Here is a 15,024-nt window from a genome sequence, read left to right as displayed (position 1 = left end):
TTTCCCTATTTTTGGTTTTATATTCACTTGATTATCTTGGTTGAATCACACCGATCTCAATCAAGATCAGTGATCCGCATTGTCAGACTTATGCATCAAACCAATTTGGATGACGCTTTTGGATAAAGGCCATTGTGCCTTCTATACCTTCTTCCCCCCCTACAGCATTGGCAAATTGCTGCGCAGCATCATCCAATAAAGGCGTCAAAGCTTCATTTAAAGTACGGTGCAATAAAGCTTTAGTCACACGAGACGCTTGTGGGGCAGTACGTTTAATCTGCTGAATGGTTTCGATCAATAAAACTTCCAGTGCTTTTTCATTCTCAACCACTTCATGTACAACACCAACCTTCAATGCGGTATGCCCCTCAAAACGCGCACCAAGTAAAGCCAAACGACGCGCTTGAGTTAAGCCAATTCGCTTTACCACAAATGGGGCAATCTGTGCGGGAATAACCCCTAATCCTGTTTCAGGTAAACCAAATTTGGCATCGGCAAGGCTGATTGCAATATCTGAAACACAGGCCAAGCCAAAACCACCACCCAATACCGCACCTTCTAAAACTGCGACAACAGTTTGTGGCGCTTGATCCACTTGCTCCAGCATATGCCCAAATTGACGATTGAAATCAACATAAGGCTTATTAGAACCAACATTGGTGGCCTCACCACGCAGTTGAGCCATATCTTTAATGTCGCCGCCTGCACAAAAATGTCCATCTTTACCGCGTAAAATGACTGCACGAATAGTGATGTCATCTTGAATCGTTTTAAACACCTGTTGAATCGCTTTGACCATATTCAAACTCATGGCATTGCGACTCTCAGGTCGATTAAGCCATAGGGTTAAAATGCTACCTTCTTGCTCAAGCTCAATACTGCGATCAAATTGTTGTGTTGTTAGAGATTGCGAAAGTGCCATATTTATTCTCCTTGTTATTGACGTTTAGATGGAAGGATGTCCATCAACTTACAAATAATTCCAAGCATAATTTCATCTGCACCGCCACCAATCGAACCTAAACGGCCATCACGATACAGCTGAGAAGCGGGGTTATCCCACATAAAACCATTTCCACCCCAGAACTGTAGGCAACTGTCCGCAACTTCTCGCGTCAAACGACCTGCTTTAAGTTTTGCCATAGAGGCAATTTCTGTTGCGTTTCCGCCGTCAATATGAATTTCACAAGCACGATAGGTTAAGGCACGTAAAGCTTCCACTTCGGTCATCAACTCAGCAAAACGGAAATGTACATATTGGTTATTAATCAATGGTTGTCCAAAGGTGCTTCGTTCTTTGGTATATTGAATGGTTTGTTGAATGACATTTTCCAAACCACCAATTGCATTGGCAGCCGCCCACATTCGTTCTTCTTGGAACTGCATCATTTGCATCATAAAGCCCATACCTTCTGCGCCCACCAAGTAGCGTTGTGGTACACGAACATTGTCAAAGTAGACTTCTGCTGTTGTGGTTGAACGCATTCCCAGTTTATTAAGCGGTTCAGAGAAAGAGATGCCTGCGGATTTTGCAGGAACAATAATCATGGACTTATTGACATGCGGTTTATCATCAGAGGTATTGGCCAATAAGCAAAAAAAGTCAGCTTGTAGGGAGTTGGTAATCCACATTTTGCTGCCATTAATCACATAATCATCACCCTGTTTTTTTGCGGTGGTTTTGATGGCTGCGACGTCTGAACCTGCATGTACTTCCGATACAGCAATCGAAGCAACATATTCACCCGCAATTGCTGGTGTTAAAAATTCATCTCGTAATTCTTGACTACCAAAGCGCGCTAAGGCTGGTGTTGCCATATCCGTTTGCACACCAATCGCCAAAGGTACGCCACCACAGGCGGCTCGCCCTAATTCTTCTGCAACCACAAGGTTATAAGAATAATCTAAGCCTAATCCGCCATTTTCTTCAGGCTTACAAATCCCCAGCAAACCTAAATCCGACAGTTTTTTAAACACATCATGAATAGGAAATCGCCCTTCAGCTTCCCATGTCGGAATATAAGGATTGAGTTCAGTCTCAACAAATTGACGTGTGGTACGGCGTAGTGCTTCATGCTCTGTTGTAAATTTCATTGTTTTTTTCCTTAAATTTAATCTTCTTTAACTCGCTTTAATAAAGCGGAGAACACCCCACTTTTAAAAGATGAGGAATGATGAGCTTCGCAAGGGCGAGGATTTTTAAAGCCTCGATACACCAAATCGTATTGGATTTAGTTTGCGATGTTCTGCTTCATAAATTGTTTCTAATAAGAAGATCAGGACTTTGCGTGTATCACGCGGGTCGATAATTCCATCATCATGCAACATGGCCGTATTAAATAAGGCGGTTGACTGCTGTTCTAATTTTGCTGCTGTACTTTGCTCTAAGAAATCTAGCATCTGCTCGTTAGGCTCCATCCCTGAAGCTTTTTGCTTTCCTTCCGCTACGATACGTAATACCTTGCCAGCCTGAGCTGAACCCATCACCGCCACATGCGAGTTTGGCCATGCAAAAATAAATTGCGGTGATAATGGACGTCCACACATCGCGTAATTGCCCGCGCCATAGGAACCGGCCACAACGATAGAAATTTTCGGTACAGTGGTATTGGCAACGGCCTGAATCAATTTCGAACCATGCTTAATAATGCCGTTCTGTTCAGCATCAGTTCCGACCATAAAGCCTGTGGTGTTATGTAAAAACAGTAATGGGCGTTTGGTCTGTTCACAGAGGTGAATGAACTGTGCAGCTTTGGTGGCGCCTTGTGGGGTAATCGGTCCGTTGTTGGTGATAATTCCGATATGTAACCCACCAATTTTTGCCCAGCCACACACAGTCAATGCATCATATTCTTGTTTTACTTCAAAGAATTCAGAGTCATCAACAATTCGTGCAATCACATCTTTCATGTCAAAAGGCTGCTTCGGACTTGCAGGAATGATCCCTAACAGCTCCTCAGCAGAATAACGTGGCTCTTTATAGCTTAAGTTTAACTTTTGAGTTTGTTCTTTCCAGTTAAGATGCTCAAAAACCTCACGGGCAATACGAATCCCATCGGCATCATTCTCGGCTAAAAATTCTGCTGTTCCAGCAACTTGTGCATGCATTTCTGCACCACCGAGTTCCTCTGCTGTTGCCACTTCTCCTGTTGCCGCCAAAAGTAAAGGTGGCCCTGCGAGTAACATCTCAGTTTGCTTGCGAACTGCAATCACATAATCAGATAAACCCGGTTGATACGCTCCACCGGCTGTTGCATTACCATGTACCACGGAGACTTGAGGTAAGCCTGCAGCAGACAGTCGTGCCTGATTGGCAAAGGTCATTCCACCATAAGTAAACACTTCAGCAGCGTAATTTAAGTTGGCCCCCCCACTTTCAGTGAGAGTCAGCATTGGTAATTTCTGTTCAAAAGCAATCGCCTGCAAACGTAAGGTTTTTTGTACCCCCATCGGTGACATTGTTCCGCCTTTAATTGCACTGTTACTTGCCGAAATCAGACAACGAACACCACTGACAAAACCAATCCCTGAAATAATCCCACCACCTGCATCTGAACCATCTTTATCATCATGCATGGCATAACCCACCAAACCACACAGTTCTACAAATGGTGAATCAGCATCAAGAGCTAAACGGACACGTTCATGCGGTAAAATTTTACCTTTCTTGTCAAATTTGGGTTTGGCTGCATATGATTTTTCAATATTCTTATTTTGTACTGCGCGTACTTCGGCAATTTGAGCAAGTAATGCCTGCTTGTTCTGTTCAAATTGCTCACTGCCAACTGCAATTTCGGATTGGAGAACAGTCATGAATTTTCTCCTGTCTGCTGGTTATTGGTTTGATCACTCAATTGTTGTTTTAATACATCTGGAATAAAGGCACGATGGAAGCCATTAAACGACTCGCTATTCGAAGCATCTGCCAATGGATACATTCGAGTGCCTAAGGACGCAGCGCCATCAATACGAATCGTCATGCCAGAAATAAAACCTGCTGCTTCTGAAAGCAAATAGCAGATCGCTGAAGAAATTTCAGACTCTGTCCCCATCCGTTTCAATGGTACATTCCCCGCCAAACTTGGAATGATAAATTTGGCAAAATCACCGGTGTAATTGTCCATTCCTGAAGAAACAACCCAACCAGGTGCAACACAGTTAACACGTACCCCAGAACGCCCCCATTCCACCGCTGCTGTTTTGGTTAAATTATCTACCCCAGCACGGGCTGCACCAGAGTGTCCCATCCCCGGCATGCCACCCCACATATCGGCTGCCATATTGACAATACTGCCACCATGTTTTGCCATCCATTGGTTATACGCTTCTTTCATTAAGTAGAAAGTTGAATGTAGGTTGTTGCGTACCACAGCATCAAAACCGTTGGCAGAAATGCCTTCTAAATTTGAGGGAAACTGACCGCCAGCGTTATTAACAAGGCCATCGAGTCTGCCAAATTTTTCAATCACTTCAGCAATCATCTCTTTCACGTTGTGTTCTTCGCGATTATCACAAACGATAAAATGAACTTTGCCACCATCTTCGATGATTTCTTTGCTGACATTTTCCAGCTTTTCAATTTTCCGCCCTGTAATCACCACTTGAGCCCCTAAAGCTGCCAGTTCATGAGCAGTACAGCGTCCTATACCCGAACCACCACCGGTCACAATGATGACTTGGTCCTGAAAAGCATCCGATCTAAATATTGAGTGATAATGCATTTTTATATCCAAATTGTTGTCTTTTAACTTGCTTAAATCCTGCTCCAAGCTCCCTTTTAAAAAGCGAGGAATTCGCCCCACGTTCGTAAACAAGGATTAGAAGGACTTTAAACTCGCTGGGATTTTGACTGGCATATCTAAAAGCTGCTGTGCAAAAGCTTTACCTTGTGGATCAATACGTAAACTGGCAATTCCTCCACCACCTAAGGCATTTTCCAGCATAAAATTTAAGGCATTAAACCCTGTGATTTCATAACGAATCACTTTAGACTTTTCAGGGTCTAAAACATGCTGCATATATTCTTTGACCTTTTCCTCAGTCAAATTGGCGCGAATCCAAGGTAGATATTCAGGCTGACGTGCGATCACTCCAATATTGCTGTGATTACCTTTATCGCCACTCCGAGCATGGGCAATTTCAACTAAAGGAACTTCAATCTCTTGACCCGTAAATTGAGCAACCTCACCCACTGCAACAACATCAAAAGATTGATCTGAGCAACCTGATGGAATCTGTATATTTTGACGCTGACCATTGATGTCGATCACAACACTTAGTTTTGATTTATCCACTAAAAACGAGAACAACTTAATCACAGGAGAAGCTTTGGGACGCCCCCCAACAATTCCAGCCAATGCAGGAGCCATTCCGGTAGATGCTTGGGCAATTTCAGAAGCAAAGAACATACATGCTTCTTTAAACATGTGCTTTACAGCGATTTTGACAACCACTTCTCGACTATTGATCTGCTGCGCATTTGCGCCATAGGTACTTTCAATACCCAATATTTCAACTGATTTTTCTAAGAATGGTGGAACTGAACGTAATGCTAAAACACGCTCACACTTAGTTAATATTGCATCTGCAATTACTTGGGCTTTTTCAGGGGCTTCGCGTCCTGCTATTAGAAAACTCACCAAAACACGATAACCATCGGGATAGGTTGCACTGACTTTATATTGTTGTGTTGGTGCTCTACCTTTTGCGCCAATCACTAAAACTCGATCTTCACCCACCTGTTCTAATTTCACTTGGCTAAAATCTGCAGTAACATCGGGCAGTAAATACGCTTGCGGATTGCCAATTTCATAGACAACTTGTTCAGCAACAGTTGCAACCGAAACCAGTCCACCGGTTCCTTTGGGTTTAGTCACAATAAATGATGCATCTGCTTTCACTTCAACAATTGGAAACCCCATATTGTCAAAGCCTTGTACTAAGCGCCAATCTGTAAAATTGCCACCTGTACATTGTGCACCACACTCAATGATATGCCCTGCCAAAGAACCTTGGGACAGCTTGTCATAATCCTCTAAGGACCATTGATATTCATGCAACAAAGGTGCAAGCACCACAGCTGAATCTACCACTCGCCCAGTGATGACAATATCTGCACCTTGATCAAGTGCGTCTCGAATTGGAACAGCTCCTAGATATGCGTTACAACTGGCTAATTGGCTAGGCAAATCTTCGCCACTAAACATCTCTTTAATATTTTGTGTTTTTAATTTGGCTTGTTGTAGCAATAGGTCATCCCCCAATACCACTGCAATTTTTAAATCCAATCCTTGTGCTTCAAGTACTTTCTGCAAGGCATCACGACATGCCAATGGATTGACACCACCAGCATTGCTAATCACTTTTATTTTTTTATCACTGATTTTTTTAAGCAGCGGTGTCATCACCCTACTGACAAAATCCAAAGCATAACCATGTTCTGGATTGGTCATCATCGCTTTTGCCATGATAGACATGGTGATTTCTGAAAGATAATCAAAAACCAAATAATTAATGTCAGACAAATGTACCAACTGAAATGCTGCGGTATTGGTGTCCCCCCAGAAACCTGAAGCACATCCAATTTTCACAATACGCTGATCTTCCATTTTCACACCTATCTTGTTTTCATTGTTCTGAATAAAATTTATACATCAATCTACCAAGCAAGCGCTTGGTTTGTAAAGGGCGAAATGTTATCCTGAATTGGCAAATGTGCTAAAACACGTTTTAAACAATGAATTATTTGCTTAACTTTATGGAAAAAATGATCCGATGATTGCTCACTCAATCGATGATATCCAACCAATCGCATGTTTTGATGACAGCCCTAAAGGTCGTTTATTACTTGGTGCTGCTTATTTATTTCATAAGCAAGGTTATGCCAAAACTACAGTTCGTGAGTTAGCAAATTTTATTGGAATTCAATCGGGTAGCTTGTTTCATCATTTTAAAAGCAAGGATGATATTCTTGCCAATGTCATGCATGAAACCATTATTTACAATCATGCCCGTATGCTTGATGCAATCCAAAAATCGGATGATGCTGAACAACAGTTAAAATACTTGATCAAAGCTGAGTTAATTTCGATTACTGGAGATACCGGTTCAGCCATGGCTGTTTTAGTTTATGAATGGTTTGCGTTGTCAAAACAACGGCAAGATGAACTTCTTAAACTGCGAAATAATTATGAGGATATCTGGTTCGCTGTGATTGAGAAATTACGCGACCTCGGCAAAATTCAGCATGATGCTTTTATTTGGCGCCGTTTGTTGGGCGGTGCGATTGCTTGGACCGTCACTTGGTATAATCCCAATGGTAAAATGAGCTTAGATGAACTGACTGAAATCGTTTTGGAAATGGCGATTCATAAGTAATACAAACGTAATATAAGAATTTGAGGTGAACAGATGATTCAACTTACTTAATAAGTAGATAATTCTTTCAAAAATTAACGTTCAAACCCAATTTTCTAATTTTAATCCATCAATTCGTTCAAATTCTTTCATATTATTTGTCACCAAAACAGTATCTAATGCTAGCGCATGTGCTGCGATTAACATATCTAAGCTACCAATCATTTGTCCTTTAGACTGTAATGATTGTCTTAATTTTGCATAATGCCAAATTGCACTTTCATCATAGGGAAGAACATCTAAAGGAGCTAAAAATTTATCCAAAGCATTTTTATTTCGCAGAGACCCTGACTTTTCTACCCCAAAAGCCAACTCCGAAGCACTAATACTTGAAATTGACAGCTGACCTGATTGATATTGTTTAAATTTTTCAAATACATGTGCTGGTTTGTTGTTAATAATATAAATACAGATATTGGTATCAAGTAAGTAAATCACAATAATTCTTCTCGACTTTGAATGCCTTGATCTTCCCGCTCAAACAAAAAATTATCTTCAAACTCAAACACAGCTTCTTGCATAATTTCCCAAGGATTATTTAAAGGTAATAGCAAAACACCATTACCAAAGTGTTTAACCACAACTTCTTTACCCTCAAAACGAAATGCTTTAGGTAAACGAATAGCTTGGCTACGTCCTGATTGAAAAATTTTTGCTACTTCCATAAGGACTCCTCAAATTGATAATAACCATTGGTATATATCATACCATGGTTATTTTTTCAGCAAAAACCAACATTGTAAGTTTTTATCACTTAAAAATTTGTCATTAAAACCCCAACTGCTTACTAATCAAATCTTTCATGATTTCTTCAGCACCGCCACCGATCATATTTACTTTGACTTCACGATAAATACGCTCGGATTTAGTCCCTCGCATAAAGCCCATGCCACCTAGAGTCTGCACTGCTGCATCTGCACAGAACTGCATGGTTTGAGTTGCGATATTTTTTGACATACAAATTTGTGCAATTAAATCACTGCCCTGTAGCTCAGCTTGCCCCATACGATACGCAGTATCTTCCAATAATGCCCGTGTTGTGGTTAAACGCGTGGCCATATCAACCAACTTATGACGTACCACTTGATGATCAACTAAGCGTTTTCCAAAAGTCTTCCGCGCTTTAGACCATTCTAAAGCCTCTTGATAACAGACCAAGGCATAACCATAGGCCATAGAGGCTAACCAAAAGCGCTCCATATTGAAGTTCTTCATAATGACCTTAAAGCCAGCATTTTCTTCACCAAGAAGATTTTCTACAGGAACTTTGACTTGGTCAAAATGCAAATGAGCAGTATCCGATGCCCACCAGCCCATTTTCTTTAAAGGTGATTTAGTGATGCCATCACTATGTGCATCAACCAATAGCATCGAAATACCACTCGCACCTTTATTTTCAGGATCGGTTCTCACCGCAACCGTATAATAATCTGCGCGCATACCTGAAGTAATAAAGGTTTTTTCACCGCTGACCAGATAAAAATCACCTTCGCGGATTGCTTTGGTTTGTAATGCAGCAACATCAGAACCGCCGCTTGGTTCGGTAATCGCAAGTGCAGAAATTTTTTCGCCTGAAATAATTTGTGGCATCACCTTGTCACGAATATGTGGCTGAGCAAAATGATGAATTGGTGGTGTACCAATGGTATGAATCATCAAAGAAATATGTACACCACCAGAGCCAGCTTTGGCTGTTTCAACTGCGGCTAAGAACACATGGAATGCATCTGCATCTGAGATTCCTCCATGCTCATCATCAAAGCCTAAACCCAATAGACCAATTGCAGCAGCCTTTTGATAAAGTTCACGAGGAAAAGTTTCAGCCTCATCCCATTCATTGACAAAAGGAGAAATCTCTTTTTCAACAAATTTCTTCACACTGTCTGCAAATGCACGATGTTCAGCGGTGTAGTAAATCGGGTTATTTAAATGATCCATATCTTGTTGTTCCCTGCTTATTTTTATTGCGATTTATTGTGTACAGTTCTAGTTTAATCCATTCTCGATATTCTAATAGCCCAATTGACGACTCGCGAGGTCTTTCATAATTTCTTCCGCCCCACCACCAATCATATTGACTTTTACATCACGGTAAATCCGTTCAGACTTAGTGCCTCGCATAAAGCCCATGCCCCCTAACGTTTGTACCGCTGCATCGGCACAAAATTGCATAGTTTGAGTGGCTACATTTTTAAGTATACAGATTTGCGCAATCAACTCATTGCCCTGCATTTCAGGCTTCCCTAAGCGATAAGCAGTATCCTCTAACAAAGCAAGTGTTGTAGTTAAGCGAGTGGCCATATCGACTAATTTATGCCGAACCACTTGATGATCAACTAAACGTTTACCAAAGGTTTTACGTTCTTGTGCCCATTCCAATGCTTCTTCATAACAGGCTAATGCAAAACCATAACTACTGGCAGCAAGAAAAAACCGCTCCATATTGAAGTTATTCATAATCACAAGGAAACCCATATTTTCTGCTCCCAACAAATTGCTTGCAGGAACACGAACTTGATCAAAATGGAGATGAGCCGTATCCGAAGCCCACCATCCCATTTTGTCGAGTTTTGATTTGCTTATGCCGTCACTATGAGCATCCATCAATAACATTGAGATACCATTCGGGCCTTTGGCATCAGGATCTGTACGTACCGCAACTGTATAATAATCAGCACGAATGCCCGATGTAATAAAGGTTTTTTCGCCACTGACAATATAGTCTTGACCATCCCGTACAGCTTTGGTCTTAAGTGCTGCTACATCAGACCCACCCGTGGGTTCAGTAATCGCCAACGCTGAAATTTTTTCCCCTGCCAAGATTTGAGTCAATACAGTTTGTTTAATCTCATCTGAAGCAAAATGATTGATTGGAGGTGCGCCAATCGAATGTGACAATAAGGAAGCACATAAACCACCTGAACCTGTTTTGGCTAACTCAATCGAAGACAACAACACATGAAAAGCATCGGTTTCTGGAATTCCCCCATAGTTTTCGTCAAAACCTATCCCCAATAAGCCGATATCTGCGGCTTTTTTATAAAGTTCTTTTGGAAAGGTTTCTGCCTCTTCCCATTGATTGATATGTGGCATTAATTCTTTTTGAACAAACTTTCGAATGGAATCTGCAAATGCAAAATGCTGATCTGTATAGTAAATTGGATTATGCTTCATCTTGATTTGCTTCCCAGCATTATTTTGAAAAACTTATACTGACAGATTTTATTTAATTTAAAGTTGCAGAAACGATCAATTTGTATTTAAAAACATGTCATTTTTGATCAAAACTCATATATTAATTTCAGATTCATGATCAAAAATCCGTTACACTGTTAGTAATTTCCTTTTAATTTTTAGCTCTATAAATAATGGCGACATTGAATCAATTTTTATCACGTTTTAACCCTGCAACCATTCAAAGAAGCTTGAGTTATGTCAAAAAAATTGATCTAAAATCCTTAGAGGTCTACCCTGATCGGGATAATTTAGTCATCGAAGCACAAATTCAGGGAACGGATTATTATGAAACGGCTGTTATCTATAATCCTTTAACAAATAAAATTGTGGATACCGACTGTAGTTGCCCTGTTGGTTACGATTGTAAGCATTCGGCTGCACTTGCACGTTATTTTTATGATCAACAGCTTTCCAACCCAACCGCACGTCAAAAACTAAACCCATTAGACCAAGCTCAAACCACAACAAATAGTTCTACCCACACCACGGCAAAAGCTTGGCTCGCTCAATTTAAACAACAATTGGCACAAGTTCAACGCACTGAAACGCCAGTACAGCACCAACTCATTTATATTTTCCAACCAAAAAATACCACCGCCAAATTACAACTTAGTGTTTTTAAAGTTCGTCGTAACAAAGATGGAAAAATTAGAGATACCGCGCTCTACACCAGTTATGACAATGTATTAAATGAACGTCTTAAAGTGAGTAAAGAAGAAAAGAAAATCTTTAGTCATTTGTACTTTTTCGCTAAGCTAAATTTTAGCGATGTTCATTTTTATCCAGCGTCATGGGATATTTCAGGAATCTATCAAGAACATCTAAGAACGGCTATTCAAAGTAGCGCTTGTTACGCACTAGATGTACAAAGATTACCTTTAACATGGTCTGATCAAGCTTATAAAATTGAATTCAACTGGCAAACGCGTACAGAACAACAAACAGAGAAACTTAAAGCACAATTTTTTGATGAAAATCATCTAGAAATTTCACCTGACCATGCTGAACAAATTTATATTATTCATTCTCATCCATTAAGTTATCTCGATACCCTTAAAAACCAAGTCGGTGTACTTGAGTCTTTATATTCTAGTGAAATGATCGAAGAATTGCTGAATATGCCACAAATGCCTGTGGAGTTAATGGCTGAATTTGAGCAAGTGATTCAACCCTATGCATTTTTTGAAGATTTACCTCAAGCGCCATTTACACAAAGTATAGAAATATTAAAAGGCAAACCCTCACCTATTTTACGTTTTGGAACACATCCGCAATATGATCGTCTTGGTCATATGCATCATTATGCAATTGCTGAAATTGAATTTGAATACTCAGCTGGACGAATTAAAGCGGGTTTCCCTGATGACAGTTTCATTATCAATATTGATGAAAAAGCGGTTCGCCAACAACGCGATTTAGTTGCTGAAAAGAAACATATTGATGAATTAATTCATTCAGTTAAATCCATGCAACGGATTAGCAAGCTACCAAAAAGCAAACGCCCTGCTTTTGATGACATCACTGAAAATTCAATTGTTTATGCAGATCCCATGGCTTGGGTTGAGCAGCTAGTTCCTGAAAATAAAATCGAAGGTCTCGGCTGGAAAGTTGAACATACCCTAGATAGTCAGTTCAATTTAAGTGCAACACAAAACCTGCAACTCTCATTAAATGAATCTGAAAAAAAACAAGACTGGTTTAATGTCGGTGCGACGATTCAGGATATGAATGGCAACACCTATAACCTGATTGATCTTCTTGGCTATGCGATACAGCACAATCCACATCTTTTAGAAGATGATTATATTGAAAAAATGGACAGTGACAGCTTCTTAATTGTTCATTTAAGAGAAGCTCAAACACAACTGGCGCTTAGAAATCAAGAAATTAAGCCCATTCTGATCTATTTAAAAGAAATTTTACGACATCCTGAATCTGCAACATTAGATCAATACGATGCCGCTCAATTCTTAGATTTACAGCATCATTTGGACATGCCTTGGCGCACCAACGAACGCCTGAAAATATTTGCTGAAAAGCTTCAAAATAGTTATCAAGATCAAATCTGTACACCACAAGGTTTCCAAGGCGAACTACGACCATATCAACAACAAGGTTTAGCATGGCTACAGTTTTTACGCGAAACTGAACATGGCGGTATCCTTGCCGATGATATGGGACTCGGTAAAACAGCACAAACACTTGCACATATTCTATTAGAAAAGCAGGCAGGCCGATTAAATCAACGCCCAGCCTTGATTATTGCACCAACCTCTTTAATGCATAACTGGCGTAAAGAAGCTGAGAAATTCACCCCTGAATTAAAAGTTTTGGTCTTACAAGGACATGATCGAGTCGAGCATTTTCAAGAGATTAAAAACGTAGATATTGTGCTCAGTACCTACCCGCTTTTGGGCCGTGATGAAGAATTTTTACTGCCCTATCAATATCATTTATTGATTTTGGATGAAGCGCAAAACATTAAAAACCCACGCGCCAAAGCCTCTCAAGTGGTGCGGCAAATCAAAGCAAAACATCGTCTATGCTTAACTGGTACACCGATGGAAAACCATTTGGGCGAATTATGGTCATTGTTCCATTTCTTGATGCCTGGTTTTTTATATAGTCAGGAATTGTTTAATAAAAAATATCGCAATCCTATCGAGAAACATGCAGATCTTCAGGTTAAAACCAAACTCATTTCTCGTATTAAACCGTTTATGTTGCGTCGTTTAAAAACTGAGGTGGCGAAAGAGCTTCCTGAAAAAACCACGATTGAAGTCAATATTGATATGAATGAACAGCAATCCAAGCTCTACGAAGCTGTTCGTGCAACAATGCAAAAGAATATTCGTGAGTTGATTGCAGCTAAAGGCTTCCATCGTAGTCAGATTCAAATTTTAAGCGCATTGCTTAAACTTCGACAAGTTTGCTGCCATCCAAGCCTTTTACAACTTGATCAAGTCAAAAATCAAAATGTTGAATCAGCAAAATTAGATCATTTATTGGAAATGGTTCAAGATATGGTTGAGGAAGGACGTAAGATTTTAATCTTCTCTCAATTCACTACGATGCTACAACTCATTGAAGAGCATTTAAAAGCCTTAAATATTCGAAATGTAAAACTTACTGGACAAACCAAGAAGCGTGATGAAGTGATCACAGCATTCCAAACAGGCGATATTCCTGTTTTCCTCATCAGTTTAAAGGCAGGTGGTGTTGGGCTTAATCTCACTGCTGCTGATACAGTGATTCATTATGATCCTTGGTGGAACCCAGCGGCTGAAGATCAAGCTTCTGATCGTGCATGGCGTATTGGTCAAGATAAACCTGTATTCGTTTATAAGTTGATTACCAACCAAAGTATTGAAGAAAAGATTTTAGCCTTACAGAAAAATAAAGCTGATCTTGCCAAATCTATTCTAAGTATTGATCATGAAAATGAAGTGAAATTGTCTGAAGATGATGTCATGAGTTTGTTGGATTGAAACTTTAAAGATAAGGTGTAAAATTTAACAAAAGTTAGATCTAACGCATCAATACGAAGAAAACCCCGTCATCATGATGGGGTTTTGTTTTTTATTCCTACATTGTTTTAGAATCTATAGACTTCTGAATACGGCCGTTTCACTTTACTGCATCGTTAGCTTTCCCAACTTAAATGATCCAAATTACCATGATCATCTGTTTTAACGACGATTAACTGATCAGTTAAGTCTCTATTTGTAGTGTAATCAAAGACAGCAAAATATGATGTATCATATTTTCCATCTGGATAAAGCCCAACTCTTGTTAAATATAATTTGGTTAAAAACTGCTGTGCTTTGTCTATTGGATTAGAAATTCCAATTTTTTCTAAGAAATCATCGCCTAATTCTTCAATATGAAAATCCACATATTCTTTAACAGTCCCTTCCCTTTCATTTTCAAAATCTTGTTGAATATAATCTTGGTTTTTTTGATCAAATTTTTCTATATTTTCAATAAAAGACTTAACTCGTTGAAAAGTTTCTACATCCAAAGTATTCGCTTCAAAATTTAAATCAACTTGAACAGCTTTGCCATTAAGCTCAAGATCAACTTGATAATATTCTTCTAGTGATTCTAATTGCAGTATTCCAAAATGCGGCAAGGTGTATTCTGACATTTTTTATATTCCTATATTTTTTTCATGTTAGGTAAAGCAATTAATTTATCATTTAATGATAAAAAATTCTTGATCTAGATTTTATACTTCGTTCTTCCAGATATTCCAATAGCGCACATAAAAAAACACCCCGCTCTCGCTAGAGACCGGGGTGTTTTAGATTTAAAAGCTGGCGATGACTTACTCTCACATGGGTAACCCCACACTACCATCAGCGCTAAGAG

The 15,024-nt window shown here is 39.7% G+C and carries 12 protein-coding genes; 2 read left to right on the top strand and 10 right to left on the bottom strand.

All coding sequences use genetic code 11. From position 1 onward, the window contains the following. Positions 1-88: 88 nt before the first annotated feature. The 5 genes from AC07WY_RS19370 to AC07WY_RS19350 form a co-directional block, all read right to left on the bottom strand. Complete coding sequence (locus AC07WY_RS19370) at positions 89-922, bottom strand: enoyl-CoA hydratase/isomerase family protein (protein ID WP_494736941.1); 834 nt, start codon at positions 920-922, stop codon at positions 89-91. A gap of 14 nt (positions 923-936) precedes the next feature. Beyond that, complete coding sequence (locus AC07WY_RS19365; protein WP_004817872.1) at positions 937-2,094, bottom strand: acyl-CoA dehydrogenase family protein; 1,158 nt, start codon at positions 2,092-2,094, stop codon at positions 937-939. A gap of 105 nt (positions 2,095-2,199) precedes the next feature. Continuing rightward, the gene (locus AC07WY_RS19360; protein WP_494736940.1) at positions 2,200-3,813 is read right to left on the bottom strand and encodes an acyl-CoA carboxylase subunit beta; all 1,614 of its coding nucleotides are present in this window, start codon (positions 3,811-3,813) and stop codon (positions 2,200-2,202) included. After that, the gene (locus AC07WY_RS19355; RefSeq protein ID WP_004817877.1) at positions 3,810-4,721 is read right to left on the bottom strand and encodes an SDR family oxidoreductase; all 912 of its coding nucleotides are present in this window, start codon (positions 4,719-4,721) and stop codon (positions 3,810-3,812) included. The genes AC07WY_RS19360 and AC07WY_RS19355 overlap by 4 nt, the downstream gene beginning before the upstream one ends. 96 nt (positions 4,722-4,817) lie before the next feature. Beyond that, on the bottom strand, positions 4,818-6,608 hold the full coding sequence (locus tag AC07WY_RS19350) for an acyclic terpene utilization AtuA family protein (RefSeq protein ID WP_494736939.1): 1,791 nt from the start codon (positions 6,606-6,608) through the stop codon (positions 4,818-4,820). A gap of 166 nt (positions 6,609-6,774) precedes the next feature. Between AC07WY_RS19350 and AC07WY_RS19345 the strand changes: the two genes are divergently transcribed. Beyond that, entirely contained in the window at positions 6,775-7,377 is a 603-nt protein-coding gene (locus tag AC07WY_RS19345) for a TetR/AcrR family transcriptional regulator (RefSeq protein ID WP_494736938.1), read from the top strand. Positions 7,378-7,458: 81 nt separating this feature from the next. Here the strand turns inward: AC07WY_RS19345 and vapC are convergent, their stop codons facing one another. The 4 genes from vapC to AC07WY_RS19325 form a co-directional block, all read right to left on the bottom strand. Next, on the bottom strand, positions 7,459-7,854 hold the full coding sequence (gene vapC, locus AC07WY_RS19340; protein WP_419337044.1) for a type II toxin-antitoxin system tRNA(fMet)-specific endonuclease VapC: 396 nt from the start codon (positions 7,852-7,854) through the stop codon (positions 7,459-7,461). Then, the gene (locus AC07WY_RS19335) at positions 7,851-8,081 is read right to left on the bottom strand and encodes an antitoxin (RefSeq protein WP_262086980.1); all 231 of its coding nucleotides are present in this window, start codon (positions 8,079-8,081) and stop codon (positions 7,851-7,853) included. The genes vapC and AC07WY_RS19335 overlap by 4 nt, the downstream gene beginning before the upstream one ends. A gap of 103 nt (positions 8,082-8,184) precedes the next feature. Beyond that, positions 8,185-9,354 (bottom strand): acyl-CoA dehydrogenase family protein, encoded by a 1,170-nt coding sequence (locus AC07WY_RS19330; RefSeq protein WP_423853080.1) that lies wholly within the window; start codon positions 9,352-9,354, stop codon positions 8,185-8,187. A gap of 72 nt (positions 9,355-9,426) precedes the next feature. Next, a complete protein-coding gene (locus AC07WY_RS19325; protein WP_494736937.1) occupies positions 9,427-10,590 on the bottom strand; it encodes an acyl-CoA dehydrogenase family protein in 1,164 nt (387 codons plus the stop codon). Positions 10,591-10,784: 194 nt separating this feature from the next. Here AC07WY_RS19325 and AC07WY_RS19320 point away from each other — a divergent pair, with 194 nt between their 5' ends. Continuing rightward, positions 10,785-14,141 (top strand): DEAD/DEAH box helicase, encoded by a 3,357-nt coding sequence (locus AC07WY_RS19320; protein WP_494736936.1) that lies wholly within the window; start codon positions 10,785-10,787, stop codon positions 14,139-14,141. A gap of 155 nt (positions 14,142-14,296) precedes the next feature. On the opposite strand, the gene AC07WY_RS19315 is transcribed toward AC07WY_RS19320, so the two are convergent. Further along, positions 14,297-14,800 (bottom strand): DUF2004 domain-containing protein, encoded by a 504-nt coding sequence (locus AC07WY_RS19315; protein ID WP_494736935.1) that lies wholly within the window; start codon positions 14,798-14,800, stop codon positions 14,297-14,299. Between the last annotated feature and the right edge of the window lie 224 nt (positions 14,801-15,024).

This window comes from Acinetobacter sp. GW821-FHT01C12 (genome assembly GCF_059422625.1).
This window is presented reverse-complemented; position numbering and strand designations above follow the sequence as displayed.

What these genes read in the sequence shown, in the direction of transcription:
- AC07WY_RS19330 (WP_423853080.1), bottom strand. Translation starts at nt 9,354, where the DNA reads ATGGATCATTTAAATAACCCGATTTACTACACCGCTGAACATCGTGCA.
- AC07WY_RS19320 (WP_494736936.1), top strand. Translation starts at nt 10,785, where the DNA reads ATGGCGACATTGAATCAATTTTTATCACGTTTTAACCCTGCAACCATT.
- AC07WY_RS19335 (WP_262086980.1), bottom strand. Translation starts at nt 8,081, where the DNA reads ATGGAAGTAGCAAAAATTTTTCAATCAGGACGTAGCCAAGCTATTCGT.
- AC07WY_RS19360 (WP_494736940.1), bottom strand. Translation starts at nt 3,813, where the DNA reads ATGACTGTTCTCCAATCCGAAATTGCAGTTGGCAGTGAGCAATTTGAA.
- AC07WY_RS19355 (WP_004817877.1), bottom strand. Translation starts at nt 4,721, where the DNA reads ATGCATTATCACTCAATATTTAGATCGGATGCTTTTCAGGACCAAGTC.
- AC07WY_RS19365 (WP_004817872.1), bottom strand. Translation starts at nt 2,094, where the DNA reads ATGAAATTTACAACAGAGCATGAAGCACTACGCCGTACCACACGTCAA.
- AC07WY_RS19325 (WP_494736937.1), bottom strand. Translation starts at nt 10,590, where the DNA reads ATGAAGCATAATCCAATTTACTATACAGATCAGCATTTTGCATTTGCA.
- AC07WY_RS19315 (WP_494736935.1), bottom strand. Translation starts at nt 14,800, where the DNA reads ATGTCAGAATACACCTTGCCGCATTTTGGAATACTGCAATTAGAATCA.
- AC07WY_RS19345 (WP_494736938.1), top strand. Translation starts at nt 6,775, where the DNA reads ATGATTGCTCACTCAATCGATGATATCCAACCAATCGCATGTTTTGAT.
- AC07WY_RS19370 (WP_494736941.1), bottom strand. Translation starts at nt 922, where the DNA reads ATGGCACTTTCGCAATCTCTAACAACACAACAATTTGATCGCAGTATT.
- AC07WY_RS19350 (WP_494736939.1), bottom strand. Translation starts at nt 6,608, where the DNA reads ATGGAAGATCAGCGTATTGTGAAAATTGGATGTGCTTCAGGTTTCTGG.